The organism is Halomonas sp. 3D7M (genome assembly GCF_014897885.1).
Taxonomy (GTDB): domain Bacteria; phylum Pseudomonadota; class Gammaproteobacteria; order Pseudomonadales; family Halomonadaceae; genus Vreelandella.
On sequence record NZ_JABUZF010000046.1, the window covers coordinates 1 to 19,791 of the forward strand.

A 19,791-nucleotide genomic window follows, 5' to 3' on the forward strand; every position below is an offset into this window, starting at 1 on the left:
TAACTTATGCGGATTCACTTAGTATAATAAGAGTGCCCTGATGTAAGAGTGTGAGTTTTTCATGATGTGGTGCCACCTAATGATGTCTTGGTGCATATTGGTACCTCTAATGAGGTGGCCAAATTCACTATGCCACTTACCCTGTGTAAGGGCGCTTGAGCAGAAAAAATATTCGTAAAACTCGGATTGATATCAGGCATTTAAATTTGAAGAAAATGATAAGATGTGTCGGTTTTATAGCGATTTTATTTATGGATATATTTTTCTGTAATGGTTTTTTAAAGTCGTTGCTAGGTCTTGTTTGAGAGTGCTTAAAGAAATTTCATAACACACGGTATAAAATGAAGATGTGGCGGTTGCAAGGGCTAAGTATTTAGCTACCCTATTGGCTGTGTTATGTGAAAGCGGAAGCCGCTACATGTTTTATCGGTCTGAAATTTAATCATACAAGGAGTGGATTAGATGACAGTCAGCAACAATTCTCTCAAAACGATTACTGTCTATAAGCAATATAATGAAATGTTGGATATGCCGTCGGCGCGACGTACAGCGGTGAAAGATGAGTACCCAACGCGCCTAGCAGCAGCTCCAGCTTCGCTAACTCAGCCGCGTCGCGATGCGGTGGTTAAAGGTCGAAATTTATCAGGGCCGCTATCCTCAGAGCAGCTGGATGAGTTTGAACGCAAAGGTTTTTTGTTTATTCCAAACCTCATTTCAGGTGAAGAGCTGGAGGCACTTCGCCATGAAATGACATTATTGATGAGTAATAGTGCTTATCGCGATCAAGAATTCAGCGTTACTGAGCCAGAAAGCCACGATATTCGCTCGTTGTTTGCCGTGCATAGGCTTTCTGAACGATTAGGTCAACTGGCCAGTGACGAACGCTTGGCAGGTGCAGCCCGGCAGATCATTGGTGCTAATCCATATGTGCATCAGTCACGGATTAACTATAAGCCAGGTTTTGCAGGTAAAGGGTTTAATTGGCACTCTGATTTCGAGACGTGGCACGCGGAAGACGGCATGCCGAGTATGCATGCTGTTAGCGCTTCACTGATCTTGACCGACAACCATGAATTTAATGGCCCGCTTATGCTGATTCCAGGCTCCCATTTGGAATTTGTGCCTTGTTTGGGGGAAACACCAGAGGATAACCACAAAAGCTCGCTTAAAGCACAGGAGATTGGCGTGCCCAGCCCAGAAGCGCTGACTCAGTTAGTAGCAAAATATGGTATTGAAGCGCCAAAAGGTAAAGCAGGGGGATTGCTGCTCTTTGATTGCAACACGCTGCATGCGTCTAATGCCAATTTGTCGCCAGACCCCCGCAGCAACGTATTCTTTGTGTTTAACCGTCCGGATAATCGCTGTGTTGCACCGTTTGCTGCTCCCAAGCAGCGTCCTCGCTTTTTGGCGCATGGGCCTGATGATCGCTGGACGCCCGACGCATAATCTAACGTATCACTGGTGGTATGTATGAAATGCTATAGAAGAGGTTGTGGAACATACGCATAGCTGGGGTAGACTGTTGCGCCTGTCGTTGCGAATGCGGCACGCATAATGAGAAGGAGAGGACCCGCCATGCGTTTTGTTCCACAGTTTACCGATGGCCAGGAGTTTCCCCACGCGTTGGGCAAAATCGTCTGCGTTGGCCGCAACTATGCCGACCATGCCAAAGAACTGGATAATCCGGTTCCCAGTGAGCCTCTGTTATTTATGAAGCCCGCCACCAGTGTGGTGGACTTGACTAAACCCCTAGATCCGCCGTTTTCACGGGGTGATATACATTACGAAGTCGAGCTCGCGCTTTTGGTGGGGGAGACCCTGACTCACGCGACCCAAGATGAAGCTGAGCGTGCTATTGTGGGCATTGGCCTGGCGATGGATTTAACGCTGCGAGATGTGCAAACCAAGCTGAAAGAGAAGGGGCACCCGTGGGAAATAGCAAAAGCATTTGATGGTGCTTGCCCACTATCTCCGTTCTTGCCGCTAAGCCGCGTTCCCAATTGGAACGCGTTGGTGTTCACCCTTGAGATTGATGGTGAAGAGCGTCAACACGGAGAAGGTGCCGATATGATCTTCGCGATCCCGACGTTGGTGGCAGAGATGAGCCGTCACTTCACGCTAGAGCCGGGTGACGTCATTTTGACAGGAACACCTGCGGGTGTGGGTGAATTGCCCCGTGGGGCTTCGCTGCATTTAACGTTGACCGGCGGGTTAGAAATCACCACTAGCGTAGTAGAGTAGTTGGATGGCGATGATGCCAAAACCAACACTAGCTAAGCGTTAGCCGTTATGCGAAAAGCCACCGACGATGTCAGTGGCTTTTTCGTTGGCCTATTCTAAAAGCACTGCTCTATAAGCACGGTTCTATAAGTACGGTTCTATAAGTACTATTCTAAATAGGTGTAGCCATCCAGGCCTTCGCTCAGGCTAGCGGCAAACTTTGCCTGCTCTTGGGTTGAGAAGCCGCTAGTGATCAGTTGCTCGGTGAGCTTTTGCTTAAGCACTCGAGCATCAAAATTCACGTAGGCTAAAACATCGGCCACCGTATCGCCTGCCTGTAGGTTAGACAGAACCCACTCGCCATCTTTACCCAGTGCGGCATCGACTGAGTCGGTATCGCCGAAAAGGTTGTGCAAGTCGCCAAGAATTTCCTGATAGGCACCTACCAGGAAGAAGCCTAGCCAACGCTCGTCATCGCTTGCCCACTCGGGCAACGGTAGTGTGCTCTCCACGCCTTGGCCATCCACGTAGCTATCAATGCGGCCATCTGAATCGCAGGTAATATCCTGAATGACTGCGCGACGAGTGGGGGGCTGGTCTAGCCCGCTCAATGGCAGAACAGGGAATATCTGTTCGATCCCCCAGACGTCAGGCACCGACTGGAATAATGAGAAATTGACGAACAGCTTATCGGCTAGCTTTTCAGCCAGTTCGTCCATAATTTCCCGGTGCGCGCGATTACGGGTATCAAGCTGGCCGCGTAGGCGAGCACAGGCTGCCATATAAAGCCGTTCACCTTCGGCACGGGCATTGATATCACTTAAGCCCATTACGAAACGGTCTTGCAGCTCACTAACCGCTTGCAGAAGGTCATGCCAAGCTTCCACCAAGACACGGGGCTCCTGGCTTTCGGCTAACTGCTCAAAAACCCGCCACAGGGCTTCCACCTGGAGGTCTTCCTGAGAAGAGCGCTCTGGAGGCGAATCATTAACGCGCTCTTCGCCAATCACGTTGGTGATCAACACGGCATGATGAGCCGTTAGCGCACGGCCTGACTCACTGATCAGATGAGGCTGGGGAAGGTCAGCCTCCTGACACAGCTGCGCAAAGGCGCTAACGACGTTACGTGCATACTCCTGCATGGAGTAGTTGGCTGAGCAGTAGCTACGTGAGCGAGTACCTTCGTAGTCGATTCCTAGACCGCCACCCACATCGACGGTATCAATCGGTGCCCCTAGGCTCACCAGGTTTTGGTAAAAACGGGCGCATTCCCGCAGACCGCGCTGAATGTCGCGAATATTGGCAATTTGCGAGCCGAGATGAAAGTGCACTAACTGTAGGCTCTCTAACGCATTTTGAGCGCGCAAGGTCGCGACTACGTCAAGAATTTGGCTGGCAGTCAGACCAAACTTTGACTTCTCGCCGCCGGTGTTTTGCCATTTACCCTTACCCACTGAGGCAAGCCGTGCCCGCAAACCAATACGCGGGGTGACTTCCAACTCACGCGCCTCTTCTAATATAAGTTCCAGCTCAGACAGCTTCTCAACGACCAGGTAAACGCGATGCCCCAGCTTTTCACCCAGCAGCGCTAGGCGAACGTACTCGCGGTCTTTATAACCATTGCAGACGATCAGCGAGGAGCCGCCATCCGACAGCGCCAGCACTGCCAGCAGCTCCGGTTTACTGCCTGCTTCTAAGCCTACGCGACCATTGCCCCGCTCGGAGGTGGCGAGGATCTCTTCCACCACGCGGCGCTGCTGATTCACTTTGATCGGATAAACGGCTGTGTAGCCGCCCTGATAGTCGATGTCCTGCATCGCGACATCAAACGCACCGCACAGCTGTTCTACGCGGTCGTGCAGAATGTCGCTAAACCTTACCAGTACCGGCAACCGCAGACCCGCAGTCTGCAACTGACGCACAAGCCCGCTAAGCGGCAATGCTGGGCCTTCTGCGTCGCTACCTAGCGGACGAACCAAGGCTTGCCCGTGGTCGTCCACATCAAAGTAGCCACTGCCCCATTGGTCAATATTCCATGTGCGTCGGGCACGTAAGGCCTGGGCGCTGGTGGTCACCGATTCGATCATCAAGAAACCTCTGGGAGCGGTAGTGCGCCAAATGCAATGCGCGCTTTTAAAATGGTTCGGAAACGCTCAGGGTCATGAGGCGTTAGGTCATGGGCTGGTGGGTCAACATAGACGACCAGCAGGCGCGATAGCCAATATCGCAACGCTGTCATGCGCAACATGGCTGGCCATAGTTCACGCTCATCAGCGGTGAGAGGGCGACGTGCTTGGTAAGCGCTCAGAATGGCTTCATAACGCTCAGCATTCAGCGAGCCATCCTCATTGGTTGCCCAGTCGTTAATGACGATGGCGAGATCAAATAGCAAATCGCCGGTGCAACCGTTATAAAAATCGATAATACCGCCTAGTTGGTCGCCCTCAAACAGTGTGTTATCACGGAATAAGTCGCCGTGAAGCGCTCCTTGCGGTAGCTCGCCGTGCTGGCTAAAGGCACCTTCGAAGTCATCGACTTCATTTTTCATCAGCGTTTGGTCGTCAGGGCTGATATACGTCAGCACCTTGTGATGCACTGCTCGCAGCCAGTGAAGGTCGCGCGGGTTTGGCCGATGGCCAGGAAAACGCTGGGAGACAACATGCAAGTGCCCCAACGTATTGCCCAGCGCTTGGCATTGGGCAAGGTTGGGGGCGCTAGGATGCTTGCCTGGTAGGCGTGGAAACAGTAAAGCAGGCTTACCTGCCAAACTGTGTAGCGCAATCCCTTCGCGGTCGTGAATAGTACCGGGCACCGGCAAACGGTGCTCATCCAGATAATCCAACAACTCGACAAAAAACGGCAGCTCTTCATGTTCGCCCTGTTCAAACAGGGTTAACACCAGCTCACGACGATCGGTGGTCACAAAAAACGTCGAGTTTTCTGTGCCACCGGCAACGCCTTGTAGCGAAACGAAGCTGCCGACATCAAACTTTTCCAAAAACGCGGCGACCTGAACGTCGCTCAGCGGGGTAAATACAGCCATGAGAATCTCGCCCAGGTTGCTAAGCCCATTATTGTAGCGGCTTGCAGGGTCAGTTGGCAGCGTTGTGTGAGTTTGAAATGCGTTATTCGTAGCGGTTGTTTCTGCAGCCATTGCCGTGAACGCGTATCATAGCTAATAGACTTCTTACTGTGTTGCTAACAATGGAATTGGTTATGGCCCGTGCCCCAATCGTGCTTGTCGATGGCTCATCGTACCTATATCGCGCTTTTCACGCGCTGCCACCGTTAACGACCTCCAACGGCCAGCCTACGGGGGCCGTGAAAGGCGTATTAAATATGCTCAAGCGGTTGATCAAAGACTACCCGGAAAGCCCAATGGCGGTGGTGTTTGATGCACCAGGAAAAACCTTTCGCGATGAGATGTACAGCGACTACAAAGCTCATCGACCGCCCATGCCGGACGACCTGCGCAGCCAAATTAAGCCGCTGCACGCTTGTGTAAAAGCGCTAGGCTTACCGCTGCTGTGCATTGAAGGCGTCGAAGCCGACGATGTGATTGGTACCCTGGCTCATCATGCCACCCAGGCTGGCCGTGATGCGGTGATCTCGACTGGCGATAAAGATATGGCGCAGTTGGTGAATGACCACATCACATTGGTCAACACCATGAAAGAAGAAACCCTCGATGAAACAGGCGTCAAAGAGAAATTTGGTCTACCACCCTCGCTGATCATTGATTTTTTGGCATTGATGGGGGACAAGGTTGATAACATTCCCGGCGTGCCGGGGGTGGGTGAAAAGACGGCCATTGGCCTGTTGCAAGGTATGGAAGGTGGTTTAGAGACAATTTACGGCGATCTTGAGCGCGTCAAGACACTCAGCTTCCGTGGTGCGAAAACGTTACCCAAGAAGCTGGAAGAGCACCGTGAACAGGCCTTTCTCTCTTATCAGCTAGCAACCATTAAGACCGACTGCGAGCTGCCCGTGGGGCTGGATGACTTGGATATTGCGCATCCCGACCGCGAGGCGCTGGTAGAACTCTATAAAGAAATGGAGTTCAAGCAGTGGTTGGCTGAGCTTCTGGCAGGTACCGACGAGGGCGTCGATGACGTAAAGAAGGGCGAGCCTGCACCTGATAACGCTGCTAATGACGTGACTGATAGCGCCGCGGCTTCCAGCCAGCGAAACGACCATGTCATCGTTGAGCAAGCTGAGTTTGATGCGTGGCTAGCGCGACTGAAAAAAGCCGAGCGCTTTTGCTTCGACTTAGAAACGACCAGCCTGAATTATATGGACGCCGATATTGTCGGCGTTGGCTTGGCACTGGAGGCCGGTGAAGCTGCCTATATTCCACTGGCCCATGACTACCTGGATGCGCCCGCACAGCTTGATCGTCAACAGGTTCTGCAGGCATTAAAGCCGCTGCTGGAAGATCCTGAAAAAACCAAAATTGGTCAGAACCTTAAGTACGATATTTCCGTGCTGGCAAACTATGATATTCGCGTGGTGGGGCCGCTTGCCGACACTATGCTAGCCTCGTACGTGTTGAATTCCACCGCCACGCGTCATGATATGGATTCGCTGGCGCTAAAGTATTTGGGCGAAAAAACCATCTCTTTCGAAGAGATCGCTGGAAAGGGGGCCAAGCAGCTCACCTTTAACCAGATCGCCTTAGAGCAAGCGGTTCCTTATGCCTGTGAAGATGTCGATATCACGCTGCGGCTGCAAGAAATACTGCGTCCTCAGGTGGAACGGGAAGGGCGTTTAGCGGACGTGCTGGATCATCTTGAGCTGCCGCTGATTAACGTCTTGTCGCGGATTGAACGCAATGGCGTCGCACTGGATGCCGAACGTCTACACGAGCAAAGCCAGCAGCTAGAGCGCCGTATTCGTGAGCTTGAAAGCGAAGCCTTCGAGTTAGCCGGTCGTGAGTTTAATCTCGGTTCGCCCAAACAGCTGGGGCAGATTCTGTTCGAAGAGCAGAAAATTCCGGTGATCAAGAAAACTCCCAAAGGCGCACCTTCGACTGCAGAGGCGGTGCTAGAGGAGTTGGCGCTGGATTACCCCTTGCCCAAGGTGATTATGCAGCACCGGGGGCTGGCGAAACTTAAGTCCACCTATACCGATAAGCTACCGCGCCTGCTCAATAAAACCACTGGCCGAGTGCATACCAGCTATCACCAAGCGGTGACGGCGACAGGGCGTCTCTCGTCGTCGGACCCGAATTTACAGAACATCCCTATTCGTACCGAAGAGGGACGCAAAATTCGTCAGGCATTTATTGCCCGCCCAGGCTACCGCATTGTGGCGGCAGACTACTCGCAAATTGAGCTGCGTATTATGGCGCACCTCTCAGAAGATAAAGGGCTTTTAGAGGCGTTTGCGGAAGGGCGCGATATCCATACAGCGACCGCTGCCGAAGTATTTGGTACTGCGCTTGAAAAGGTCTCTGCCGACCAGCGGCGCAGCGCTAAAGCGATCAACTTTGGCCTAATTTACGGCATGAGCGCTTGGGGCCTATCGCGCCAGTTGCATATTGATCGCAATCAGGCGCAAACCTACATCGACCGCTATTTTGACCGTTATCCTGGCGTTGCTCGCTATATGGATCGTATTCGCACCCAGGCCGCAGAAGATGGCTTTGTGGAAACCGTGCTAGGGCGGCGGCTGTACCTGCCAGAGATCCACTCGCAAAACCGCAATCGCCGTCAGGGTGCTGAACGCACTGCCATTAACGCGCCTATGCAGGGAACGGCGGCAGATATCATCAAGCAAGCGATGATTGATGTCGATGCTTGGCTTGCTGAAGGCGATTTTGACGCCCTCATGGTTATGCAGGTGCACGATGAGCTAGTGTTTGAGGTGGCCGATAAGCAGGTTGAGGCGTTTATTGAGCAAGTTCAGGCGCGTATGCAAGCCGCTGCCACGCTTAGCGTGCCGCTGATTGTTGAAGCCGAAAGCGGCGCCAACTGGGATGAAGCTCACTAGTAACCACTAGCATGAAGCCCGCTAGGCTAAGCCCTCTAGGCTAAGTAAGGCTTAAACGGCGTTACGGGGTCGTTACCGGCACCCCAATAAAAAACACCTGCAGCTGAGCTGCAGGTGTTTTTTTAGTTAGGCTTGTGGCTCCTGAGTCCTAAGAGCCGCAGAGCTTAACGCCAGCTTACGCGGTCGAAAATACGAATCGCTTCTGGGTTATTTTCACCCAGGATGCTGATGTTGATATCGTCTTTGGCGAAATCACCCCAAGATTCCAGCACCGGGTTTTTCTTGATGCCTTCCACGACGGGGAACTCGTAGTTACGGTCAGCCAGTACTTCCTGAGCTTCGTCAGAGGCTAAGAACTCCAGGAAACGAATGCCGTTTTCTGGGTTTTGCGCGTTAGCCACTAAGCCAGCGCCGCCAACGTTAATGTGGGTGCCACGGTCATCCTGGTTGGGGAAAATCACCCCCACTTTGCGCGCGGCTTCGCGGTCGGCATCTTCATCGGAATGCAGCATGCGAACATAGTAATAGTGGTTTGCAACTGCTAAGTCACACTCACCGCTCGCAACGCCAAGAATCTGATCGGTATCGCCGCCTTCTGGGTCGCGCGCCATATTATTCACAACGCCTTGGGCCCACTCTTCCGCACCTTCTTCGCCATGATGCTCAATCATTGACGCTAGCAGCGACTGGTTATAAATGTTGTTGGAAGAGCGAATGCATACTTGGCCTTCAAACTGCGGATCGGCCAAGTCTTCATAGGAAGTGATTTGGCTGGGGTCAAAGTTCTCACGGTTGTAGAAAATAACCCGTGCGCGCTGGCTAAAGCCAAACCACAAACCTTCAGGGTGGCGCATTGATTCTGGCAGGCGCTCGTTAAGCACGTCAGAGTCTACGCTTTGAAAAAGGCCGTCCTGCTCGGCGCGCCATAGGCGGCCTGCGTCAACGGTAAGCATTACGTCAGCAGGGCTAGCAATGCCTTCACGCTGCATGCGCTCCATCAACTGGTCGGAGTCGCCTTCCAGGACATTAACTTCGATGCCGGTCTCTTCAGTGAACGCTTTGTAGAGAATCTCATCAGAGTCGTAATGGCGGGCGGAGTAAATGTTGCCCTCGTTAGCGAGCGCGCTACCTGCAAAAGCAGAACCTGCCATGATGGCAGCTACGGTAGCCGTAAGACGTGCTTTTTTCATAACAAATACCCTGAATGTTTATGATAATAAGTTGCATTAGCGACGTGGCGTATTGAAACGCTTCTCATGGTTGGCGTCAAGTTAAATGCTAATGAAACGCATCTGCTGTTTAGCAAGAAACGTGCATCTCTACTCAATAGAAAATAGAATGCAAATAACTTTCAACCGTGTTCGCAGCGGCATGCGTTTATCATGTCGCGGGTGGACGAGACAATGGTGAAATAATGACGGCCACTGTGTCACTTTCCGATGTGTCGGCGCCTGCATCAGCACTGTCGCTTCGTGGTATTCAGCACACGTTTGCGGCTAATAAAGTGGTGAAAGGCATTGATCTTGATATCGCTCCAGGCGAGGTTGTGTGTTTACTAGGCCCTTCTGGTTGCGGCAAAACCACACTGCTTCGGATTGCTGCGGGCTTAGAGGTCGTGCAGGAAGGCTCGGTTAGTCTTGATGGTCTATCCATTGCGGCACCCGGTAAGCGTCATGTGCCACCGGAAAAGCGCAATGTTGGTCTCGCTTTCCAAGACTCAGCCTTGTTCCCACACCTTAGCGTGCTGGAAAATGTTACCTTCGGTCTGAAAAATTTGCCCTCTAGCCAGCGCCGGGAGCGTGCGCTGGAACTGCTCGCTCAACTCGGCATGGCCGACTACGCCGAGAGCTATCCGCATATGTTGTCAGGTGGGCAGCAGCAGCGCGTTGCGCTGGCGCGAGCGCTGGCACCCACGCCTAAATTAATGTTGCTGGATGAACCCTTTTCTAGTCTGGATGCGCGGCTACGTGATCGCATCCGAGACGATACGCTGCACGTGTTGAAAAAACTCGGCTCTGCGACCCTGCTAGTGACCCACGACCCTGAAGAAGCCATGTTTATGGCAGACCGCATCGCACTAATGCGGGATGGCGAAATTGTGCAGACTGGCACTCCCCGTGAGCTTTATTGTGCGCCAGTGGCTCCCTTTGTGGTGACGTTTTTTGGCGAGGTGAATGAGTTAAGCGGCATTGTTAGAGGGGGCTTTGTCGCTACGCCCGTTGGGCCGGTAGATGCCAGCTGGTTGCCAGAAGGCAGTAGCGTTCAGGTGATGATTCGCCCCGAAGCACTGCGTATCAAAGAGCGTGACTTGCCCGTCGAGTCGCATAGCCACAGCCATGTGGTCATGGCTAAGCTGCTAGGGCGTTCCAGCCTTATTCACTTATGTGCGCATGGAGAAGATGGTCAGGAAGCCCACCTTCACGCCCGTGTGCCAGGCGTGTTTTTACCCCAGGAGGGCCAGCCGATTGATATCGACTTGGATCACTCCCAGGTATTTATCTTTCCGCGTTAAATTTTTGCTGTTCAGCGCTTGCTTCCACTACTCAGCCTGGCTCCCAGGGCGCGCCCGGCGCATTGCCAAGCTGAGTAAAATCACCGGTAAGATGCCCACTACCACAATGGTCAGAGAGGCTGTTGACGCTTCAGCTAAGCGTTCATCTGAGGCGAGGCTGTGAGCGCGTACTGCCAGCGTGTCAAAGTTGAAGGGGCGCAGGATAATCGTGGCAGGCAATTCTTTCATCACATCGACAAATACCAGAATCCCGGCTGCTAGGAGACTGCTGCGCATCAGCGGCGTATGAATATGGCGCAGTGTACCGCCAGCGGTTTGGCCCAAGGTGCGGGATGCGGCATCCATGCTGGGGGTTACTTTGCCAAGGCTCGCTTCTACCGCGTTAAACGAGACGGCCAAAAAGCGTACGACATAAGCGTAAATCAAAATAAATGCTGAGCCGCTAAACACTAGACCAATGATTTTTCCGTAGTGTTCGTGAAGCCACATGTTTAGCGAGTTATCCAGCCAAGCAAACGGAATCAGGATGCCTACGGCAACCACCGAGCCAGGAATGGCATAGCCCATTGCGGCGATGCGGGTGAAAAATCGTGCGCTTGGTGAATTGTTGAGCCTAACCCCGTAGCTCAGAAGTACGGCTAAGCCTACCGCAATCAATGCAGCAACGGTCGCGAGGCTCAGGCTATTCATAGCAAAGCCAATAAATCGTGTGCCGAACAAGCTATCGCCCGTTTTAATGGCCATATTGAGCAAAATGCCGCTGGGCAACAAAAAGCCGATAACAATAGGCAGCAAACACGCCAGGGTAGCCCCCATTGCATGCCAGCCACGCAGCTGATATTCCGGTAGTTGCTGATAGCGGTTAGTGGTATGGAAGTAGCGCCGTTTACCCCGCGAATAGCGCTCTAGAAGAACCAATACAATGACGAAGGTCAGCAAGCAAGCGGCTAGCTGAGCGGCAGCGACGGGTTCACCTAAGCCAAACCATGTGCGATAGATCCCCGTAGTGAAGGTATCTACTCCAAAAAACTGCACCGCGCCAAATTCGTTAAGTGTCTCCATCAATACCAGTGAAACGCCGCCGACTAATGCCGGGCGGGCGAGGGGCAACGCCACGCTGGCAAACAAGCGCCAGGGGCCACGCCCCAGGGTACGGCCTACATCTAATACACATACCGACTGCTCAAGAAAAGAAGCCCTAGCTAACAGATACACATACGGGTAAAGCACAAAGGTAATCAGGATTGCCGCGCCGCCTAGTGAGCGCACATTGGGGAAATAGTAATCGCCCACTCGCCAGTCAAACCATTCACGCAACATGCTTTGTAGCGGTCCTGCTACTTGGAAAAAGTCTGTATAGGCGTAGGCAATGACATACGTTGGTACCGCCAGGGGTAACAGCAGCGCCCATTCAAATATGCGCTTGCCTGGAAAGCGGCACATCACCACCAGCCACGCAGTCCCGGCGCCTGTAATAAGAGTGCCAATGCCAACCCATAGCACCAGCCAGAACGTATTAGAGAGGTAGCGTGGTAATACGGTGCTTGCAAGGTGCTGCCAAACGCCCTCTGTCGGCACAAAAATATGGCTTAGAACCACAATAATAGGCAGTGCGACAACAAGGGCGATCAAAAAAAGCGCGATTGACCAAGGGTTGAGCGATAGTGAAATGCGTGACGCAAAACCTGAAAGCAGGGCCGATGGTGAGCGGCGAGCTGGCGTAGACACGTCGTTGTCTCCTTGGATGAGGGGCAGCTTGGCTCGTCAATGCGAAAAAATAGCGGCTGCAAATAGTATCACTTGCGTTAGGCGGCTGCAGCCAACATTGTGGCTATCAAAAAAATCCCCCCGCAAGGCGGGGGGACGTTGTGCGTTTGGCATCAGTAGCTTGGTATCACTGGTAGCCCACCAGCACACTAGGTAGTCCCGTAATCAAACTAGGGAAAATAGCCATTAGTATGCAGGCGAAAAGGATGATGGCCACAAATGGCACGACGGCTTTATATAAGTCGACGATTTCGACCCCAGGTGGAGCCACCCCTTTCAAATAGAACAGCGCATAACCAAAGGGCGGCGTTAAGAAGGAGGTTTGTAACACCACCGCCACCATGACGACGAACCACAGTACATCCACGCCCATCTGCGAAATGATTGGCAGCATGATAGGGAAGCTAAGCAACACAATGCCAGTCCAATCAAGGAACATGCCGAGAATGAATACCAGGAACAGCATTAATAGCAGAGCACCAACGGTGCCGCCCGGCATGGCCAGTACAAAGTCACTGATCACGGTCATCCCGCCACCAATCGAGAATACCCCAGTGAATGCGGTGGCCCCGACGAGCACTAACATCACCATCGTCGTGGTTTTGCCAGCTTCAATCAGCGTGTTGTAACAGGTTGATAGTTTGCGGTCGCCGAAGATTAAAAACAGTAGGAAAGCAATAAAAACACCAATGGCGGATGCCTCAGTCGCTGTCGCCACACCGGTAAACAGTGCCCCTAGTACGCCGAGAATTAACGACATTGGTGGGACAACATACTTGCCCAGCATGATCAGTAGCTGTTTTGTGCTGACTTCAGCGCGCTCTTCTGCCGGAACTTTAGGGCCGTAGCTAGGTTTGAGCCAGCAGATTACCAGCACGTACAGGGCATACATCACTCCCAGTATCAGGCCGGGTACTAACGCGCCAGCAAAGAGTGCGCCTACGGAGACAGGCGAGTAGCTAGCCATCAAAATCAGCATAATGCTGGGGGGAATCAAAATGCCCAGACAGCCGCTAGCCATGATGACGCCAGCACTCAGCTCTTTGTTATAGCCATACTTAAGCATCGGCACTAAGGCAATCATGCCCATAACGGCAATCGACGCGCCGACAATGCCAGTGGTCGCTGCAAGTAAGACAGAGACAACCACCACGGTCAGCGCTAATCCACCGCGAAGGTTCGCCAGCAGCAAGCGCATGGCATCAAACATTTTTTCGGTGACGCCTGAGTCATTAAGGAAGCGCGCCATTAGAATAAACAGTGGTATCGCCACGAGTACATAGTTGTCCATGGCGTTGCCATAGACGTTGTTAATGATGATACCCAGGGTATTAATGCCCGGCCCTAAATAAGCGCCGATGACCGCCATGCCACCCAATACAAAAGCAAGCGGGTGACCCATAAACAGGCCAACTAAAAGGCCTCCAAACATCACCAGCGTCAGTAGTTCTGCACTCATGCGGACGTCTCCTCACGCAGCTGCATAATGGCGCGCAGAACGATAGCAATCGCCTGCAACAAGATAAGCACAGCAGCGACTACGATAACGCCTTTTACCGGATACACCGGGATTGAGACCATTCCGTAGGTCGTTTCGCCTCGACTGAATGAACGTTCGAAAAAGCGCCAGCCGTAGGTCAATAACAGCCAAATGAAGGGCACAAAGAATATCAAGTAGCCGAGCAGATCGAGTACGGCCTGCTTTTTACGTGATAGCAGGCGTTTAATAACGTCGACTTCCACGTGGGCATGGTGGCGCAACCCATAGGCGGCCATCAGCATAAAGTGAGCGCCGAACAGCATTTTGGTGACATCAAACGCCCAGTCGCTAGGGCGGCCAAAGAAGAAGCGCGACACAATGTCGTAAAGCACTATTAGAGTAATGATGGCAATTAACGGTGCAATGATGCGGCCCAGCAGCTCGTTAATTGCATCGATCGCCTTGGCAATCGCGTTCATGGAAGGTCTCCGCAGCTAAGCAATAACCGCCCCTGCAGCGCAGGGGCGGCACTTAAACGTCTTATAGGCAGGCTTCGATCTCTTCCAATGAGGGCAGGTTGTCCATCGTACGGCTCATGTTGAATGGCGCAGTAACATCACGCCATACAGCGTACTCTTGTAGATAGGTAATCATGGAGTGATAGACCTTCGCGTGGTCGGAGTTTTCACACGCGCCACGTACGATGACATCGTTGGTGATTTCCTGGATGCGCGCCAAGTCTTCTTCTGAGAATTGGTTAATGGTGACGCCCGCATCAATAAACTTCTGGGTCGCTTCGGTAGATTCACGCTCCGACCAGGAAAGTGACCAAGCCATGGTGGCTTCAGCAGCTATTTTTAGCTTAGTCTGGGTTTCTTCAGACAGGGCATCCCAAGCGTCTTTGTTAATCATAACGCCGAAAACGCTTGCCGACTGGTGCCAGCCAGGTGTCGCCCAGTAGTCAGCAACTTCAGCAAAACCCGCTTTAAAATCAACGCCTGGAGTCGAGAACTCACCGGCATCAATTACGCCGCGTTCAATCGCTTGATACACTTCACCACCAGCCAGGGTGACCTGTGAGCCGCCTAGCTCTTCGAGCACCCGGCCCTGATCGCGTCCCGATAGACGCAAACGCTTACCTTCAAGGTCTGCGATGCTCTCAATCGGTGTGCGGCCCATAAAGCCAGATTCGTTGTTGGTAATGCCGTAGGGCAAATACACCATGTTGTACTGGCCGTAGATTTCTTGATAGAGCTCAAAACCGCCCCATTGTTGAATCCAGTTCAAGTAATCCACGCCGTTAAACAGACTGGTAGTGGTGGCCAGAGGAGAGAATGCTGGATTCAAGCCGGCCCAGTAGCCTGGCCAATCGCCAGAGGCTTGGATAGCGCCGGTTTCGGTAGCGTCGAACACTTCAGTGCCAGGCATGAGCGTGCCGCCTGCACGGAAGTTAATTTGTACTTCGTCACCTGCAAGCTGGTTGACAAGCTCTGCCCAGTGCTGATCAACCTTAATCAGGTCAAGGTTTTCGGGCCAGGTAGTCGTCATTGTCCACTGTTCCTGCGCTTGAGCAGTGGAGGTGAGAGCGGCGAAAGCGACACCAGCGGCGAGGCTGGTTAGTGCGAATTTAGTGATCTTTTTCATTGTATGTTTCCTGGTACTTTGGCGGTTGGCGTTATTAGTGTTTATTACCTGAAAGCAGGAAAGTGCAGTGAGTGTGGCTTACGTTTACGTAAAGTAAACAGCGCTAGGCTGCCTCGCTAAGCTAGCACACTCCCCCCGCTGCAGCGCAATATCAGTAACTCAAGGAATTTAACGTCGTAGCAGAAGTTTTGTTGGGAAATTTAGCTCATTAAAAACAATTATTTGTATATTTTTTAGTAACTTTCTTAACCTTATGGTTAGTTCTAAGAGCGTTGAAAATTACGCGAATCTACAACCAAAGTTGTAAGCAAAACACAAGCTCAGGAGTTGCTATGAGATCAGGCTGCCGCGTTGACAAACCCAACGCTGCCATTAAGCAGGTATCAGCCTTGGTTCATCATGCCATCCGCTTGCAGCGCCGCAGTTGGAGGGCGCTAGTATGGCTATATGGGCCGCCTGATAAGGCCCGCCAGCAGGCGCAGCTGTTGTGGGATGCACAAACGTGGCAGGCACCGCTGTGGGTGGGCGCTGAGCATGAGACGCCAGTGGCGCCGTGTTTACCAGCCGGTAAAGCTCGTACACGGTTAGGTGCGGAGCATCAGCTAATCGTCCTAGACGCTAGTGGTACCCAAGGGTTAGATCCAGATGCGCTCGGCGCATTAGCAGGTACCGTGAGTGCTGGTGGGTTATTGGTCATTATCACGCCAGAAAATTGGGGCGAACAGCCTGATCCTGATTATGCCCGCTTTGCCGATTATCCGTGGCGTTGGGATTCGCTGAGTGCTCATTACCTTAAGCGGTTAGCGTTTCAGTTGACGGGTGAGAGCACTATTGTTCGCTGGGAGGTAGACGGTAGCCTCACGCTGCCCAGGCTGTCTATTCGAGACTCGCGTGCGGCTCCGTTTGACGACGCAGACTGTTTGACGGCTGACCAGGCTCGTGCAGTGAATGCGCTAGTAAAACTAAAGCGCCGCCGGCCATTGGTTATTACCGCGGATCGTGGGCGGGGTAAAAGCGCTGCATTGGGGATTGCTTGTGCTCGCCTGCTACAAAAAAGCGTGACGCAACTGGTGGTGACGGCACCTCGACTCAGTTCAGTGGAAAGCTTGTTTGCGCGCGTAGTAGCGCTATGTCCGGAAGGCCAACGCCTCAGCTCAGCGCGGTTTGAACTGCCGAGCGGCAGCTCACTGTGTTTTCTTGCACCTGATGCGCTTAACGAACAGGTTGATCAGGCAAGACTCGGCGGTAGCGGCAGCTATTTACTCGTCGACGAGGCAGCGGCCATTCCTGCGGCAATGTTAGCCCACTGGCTTGCTGCTTTTCCACGTATCGCGTTTGCAACCACCGTGCATGGCTATGAAGGCTCAGGGCGCGGTTTTGCACTACGCTTTCGCGAGGTGCTCAATCGAACAGCTCCTCAATGGCGAGAGTTACCGTTAGATACCCCTGTTCGCTGGTCAGTGGGAGATCCTTTAGAAGCGACTATCCAAGCGTTGCTACTGCTCAACGCTCCGTTACCTGAGGCACACGCCAGTACTCATTGCCAGAATGCCTCTATGCTGTTGACTCAGGCCCAGTTAGCCAAGCAGCGTGAGTTGTTAGCGAAGCTGTTTGGCTTGCTGGTGCAGTCCCACTATCGCACCACGCCTAGTGACTTACGCCAGCTGTTAGATGGCCCTGGTACCGCCATTCGCACAATCATCGCATCACAAGAACCCCAGGCCGTTTTGGTGACCCGTGAAGAGGGTGGCTTTAATGCTGCACTTGCTGAGCAAGTGGCGCGTGGTGAGCGACGCCCTCAAGGCCATCTGCTGGCCCAATCGTTGGCGGCTCACAGTGGTAGCCGTGAGGCGTTAACCTCTCGCTGGCGGCGAGTAGCGCGCATTGCTACTCATCCAGAGCGGCGGCGTGAAGGGTTAGGACGCCGGCTGTTAGAAGAGGATATAGCTAACGCTCATCAGCAGGGTATCGCGCTTTACGGAGCTACCTTTGGTGCCGAAGCATCGTTGCTACGTTTTTGGCTGGCACTCGGGTTTGCGCCTGTTCGTTTAGGCATCACCCGAGAAGCGGCTACCGGCGAGTACGCCATTATGGTGGCGCGCGCGCTGACCAGCGAAGGGCAAGCCGTGCTGGCGTCGCTGGGTGATACCTTTGCGGCCTCATTGATAACGCTATTGGCCTTTGAATTAGCGACACTGCCCGCGCCGATCGTCGCGTTACTGTTGCCGTCCTTGCCTCGTTTGCCGCTTAGCACCGCTGAGCTTCAGGCGGTGGACGATGTGGCGTATGCGCACCGCGACCCTGCCTTGGCAAGGACGGCGCTTCAGGCGCTGGCCAGAGAGGCTAGCCATTGGCCGTTAGGGCAAGAGGCGCACATCGCCCACCAGCAGTTGGTTACCTGGGCCTTCCAAAACCAGCCGTTAGCAAAGGCGCACGGTGAGTCAGTGCGGCTGGTTCGTCGCGCGACTCAACAAATTATTGAACAGCGCACGCTTTTCCCCAGTAGCCCGGAGGGGTAAAGTAAACTGGTTATCGATAATGAAGAGTTTCCATGAACGCACATCTAGAAGCCCTCGAGCCACGTTTAGTGTGGCAGCACTTTCGCACACTATGTAATACGCCGCGTCCCTCTGGTCATGAGGCCGCGCTGGTGGCGACGTTGGAGGCCTGGGCCGATTCCCAGGGGCTACCCCACGACCGTGATGAGTTTGGCAACTTGCGCATTTGTAAGCCAGCCACGCCCGGCTGTGAAAGCGCGCCAGGCATCGTGCTGCAGGGCCATCTAGATATGGTGGCGCAAGCTAACGCAGGCCATGACCACGATTTTACCCGCGATCCTATTCAGACGTATGAAAAAGACGGTTGGCTATTCGCTGATGGCACCACATTGGGTGCTGATAATGGCCTTGGTGTCGCCGCTATTCTGGCCGTATTGGAAGACCCTGCGCTTACGCATGGCCCGTTAGAAGCACTGTTTACGCTAGAGGAAGAGACCTCTATGGGGGGCGCGCTCAATCTTGCTGAAAATTGGCTGGAAGGGGCATTGCTGCTCAATTTAGACAGTGAAGATCGTGGCCAAGTTTATATCGGCTGCGCGGGAGGCGCTGATGTCGTAGTGAATGCGCAGCTCCCCAGCACGGCGATGCAAGACCATGAGCAGGTGATTTCGCTGGCGCTGACGGGGCTAAAAGGCGGCCACTCGGGGATGGATATTGATAAACCCCTGGGCAATGCGAACCGTCTGCTAGTCCGCGTGCTGTGGGCATTGGAATCCTTTGGTGCGCGACTGGTTAATTACCATGGCGGCACACTGCGTAATGCCATCCCTCGCGAAGCGTTTGCGCAAATTGCTCTGCCTGCTGATGAGCTGGACGCCGCGCTGGCGATGGTGAAAACGCTTGCTGGTACGCTAAAAGCTGAATTGGGCAGTGGCGATAGCAATATGACGCTTACTGCTGAGCGCGTGGAGCTGGCTGACGCTGAACCACTAACGCGGGACGCCAGTGCGATGCTGCTGGCTGCGCTGCATGCGGCCCCCTGTGGGGTCGAACGCATGAGTGCTGATGTACCGGGGGTAGTGGAAACTTCGAACAATTTAGGTGTATTAAACGTCGAAAACGGACGTTTCCATCTTTGTGCACTGGTGCGTTCACTGCATGATAGTGCCACTGACGCGATGGCGGGACGTTTTCAGGCGCTATTTGGCCTGATGGGCGCCAGAGTGAAAGTGGAAAATGGCTATCCAGGCTGGGTGCCTAATCCACAAAGCCCCTTGCTTGCTACCTTTAACGCTCGGCATGCTGCATTAATGGGCCGTGAACCCGAGGTCAAGGTGATTCATGCCGGCCTTGAATGCGGCATCCTGGGAAGTAAATACCCACAGTTAGACATGATTTCGTTTGGTCCGCTGATTCGCGGTGCGCATTCGCCAGCCGAGCGAGTGGAAATTGCCTCGGTGGCGGAGTTCTGGGAGATGCTACGCGATTTCATTGAAACCTTGGCGAACTCTCGTTAGACAAATCGCCATAAAAAACGGCACCGTTAATTGGTGTAATGCCAGTCAGTTAAGGCTGACTGGCATTTACTCCCCTAGCCCCATATAGCAAAGCGGCCACCTCCCAAGGCGTGCATCGCACGTCATTCCCGAGTCACTGCACCGTCATTCCCGAGTGGGGTT

At 53.2% G+C, this 19,791-nt stretch carries 13 protein-coding genes; 6 read left to right on the forward strand and 7 right to left on the reverse strand.

Going from position 1 to position 19,791, the window contains the following annotated elements; all coding sequences use genetic code 11:
- Positions 1-462 precede the first annotated feature (462 nt).
- Positions 463-1,446 (forward strand): ectoine hydroxylase, encoded by a 984-nt coding sequence (gene thpD / locus INT22_RS01270; RefSeq protein WP_193061869.1) that lies wholly within the window; start codon positions 463-465, stop codon positions 1,444-1,446.
- A 129-nt stretch (positions 1,447-1,575) separates the two neighbouring features.
- Positions 1,576-2,241: a fumarylacetoacetate hydrolase family protein gene (locus tag INT22_RS01275; RefSeq protein WP_193061870.1), complete on the forward strand. Its 666-nt coding sequence runs from the start codon at positions 1,576-1,578 to the stop codon at positions 2,239-2,241.
- A gap of 146 nt (positions 2,242-2,387) precedes the next feature.
- Here INT22_RS01275 and speA read toward each other — a convergent pair whose 3' ends face one another.
- Entirely contained in the window at positions 2,388-4,307 is a 1,920-nt protein-coding gene (gene speA, locus INT22_RS01280) for a biosynthetic arginine decarboxylase (RefSeq protein WP_089039835.1), read from the reverse strand.
- Positions 4,307-5,263, reverse strand: a complete 957-nt coding sequence (locus tag INT22_RS01285; protein ID WP_089040948.1) for a homoserine kinase — start codon at positions 5,261-5,263, stop codon at positions 4,307-4,309. Before INT22_RS01285 ends, speA begins: the two co-directional genes overlap by 1 nt.
- A gap of 173 nt (positions 5,264-5,436) precedes the next feature.
- On the opposite strand from INT22_RS01285, the gene polA reads away from it, so the two are divergent.
- Complete coding sequence (gene polA / locus INT22_RS01290) at positions 5,437-8,211, forward strand: DNA polymerase I (RefSeq protein WP_193061871.1); 2,775 nt, start codon at positions 5,437-5,439, stop codon at positions 8,209-8,211.
- A 164-nt stretch (positions 8,212-8,375) separates the two neighbouring features.
- Here the strand turns inward: polA and INT22_RS01295 are convergent, their stop codons facing one another.
- The gene (locus tag INT22_RS01295) at positions 8,376-9,401 is read right to left on the reverse strand and encodes a Fe(3+) ABC transporter substrate-binding protein (RefSeq protein WP_193067524.1); all 1,026 of its coding nucleotides are present in this window, start codon (positions 9,399-9,401) and stop codon (positions 8,376-8,378) included.
- Positions 9,402-9,625: 224 nt separating this feature from the next.
- Here INT22_RS01295 and INT22_RS01300 point away from each other — a divergent pair, with 224 nt between their 5' ends.
- Positions 9,626-10,723 (forward strand): ABC transporter ATP-binding protein, encoded by a 1,098-nt coding sequence (locus INT22_RS01300; protein ID WP_193061872.1) that lies wholly within the window; start codon positions 9,626-9,628, stop codon positions 10,721-10,723.
- 27 nt (positions 10,724-10,750) lie between these two features.
- Here INT22_RS01300 and INT22_RS01305 read toward each other — a convergent pair whose 3' ends face one another.
- The 4 genes from INT22_RS01305 to dctP form a co-directional block, all read right to left on the reverse strand.
- Entirely contained in the window at positions 10,751-12,451 is a 1,701-nt protein-coding gene (locus tag INT22_RS01305) for an ABC transporter permease (protein ID WP_193061873.1), read from the reverse strand.
- Between the two features lie 166 nt (positions 12,452-12,617).
- Complete coding sequence (locus tag INT22_RS01310) at positions 12,618-13,949, reverse strand: TRAP transporter large permease (protein ID WP_038478243.1); 1,332 nt, start codon at positions 13,947-13,949, stop codon at positions 12,618-12,620.
- Positions 13,946-14,449 carry a TRAP transporter small permease subunit gene (locus INT22_RS01315; RefSeq protein WP_038478240.1) on the reverse strand — a complete coding sequence of 168 codons (504 nt, stop codon included), beginning with the start codon at positions 14,447-14,449 and terminating at the stop codon, positions 13,946-13,948. The genes INT22_RS01310 and INT22_RS01315 overlap by 4 nt, the downstream gene beginning before the upstream one ends.
- A gap of 61 nt (positions 14,450-14,510) precedes the next feature.
- Positions 14,511-15,614: a TRAP transporter substrate-binding protein DctP gene (gene dctP / locus INT22_RS01320; protein WP_193061874.1), complete on the reverse strand. Its 1,104-nt coding sequence runs from the start codon at positions 15,612-15,614 to the stop codon at positions 14,511-14,513.
- Between the two features lie 332 nt (positions 15,615-15,946).
- On the opposite strand from dctP, the gene INT22_RS01325 reads away from it, so the two are divergent.
- Positions 15,947-18,133: a GNAT family N-acetyltransferase gene (locus INT22_RS01325; RefSeq protein WP_193061875.1), complete on the forward strand. Its 2,187-nt coding sequence runs from the start codon at positions 15,947-15,949 to the stop codon at positions 18,131-18,133.
- Positions 18,134-18,165: 32 nt separating this feature from the next.
- Positions 18,166-19,629 carry an aminoacyl-histidine dipeptidase gene (locus tag INT22_RS01330; protein ID WP_193061876.1) on the forward strand — a complete coding sequence of 488 codons (1,464 nt, stop codon included), beginning with the start codon at positions 18,166-18,168 and terminating at the stop codon, positions 19,627-19,629.
- The last annotated feature ends 162 nt before the right edge of the window (positions 19,630-19,791 follow it).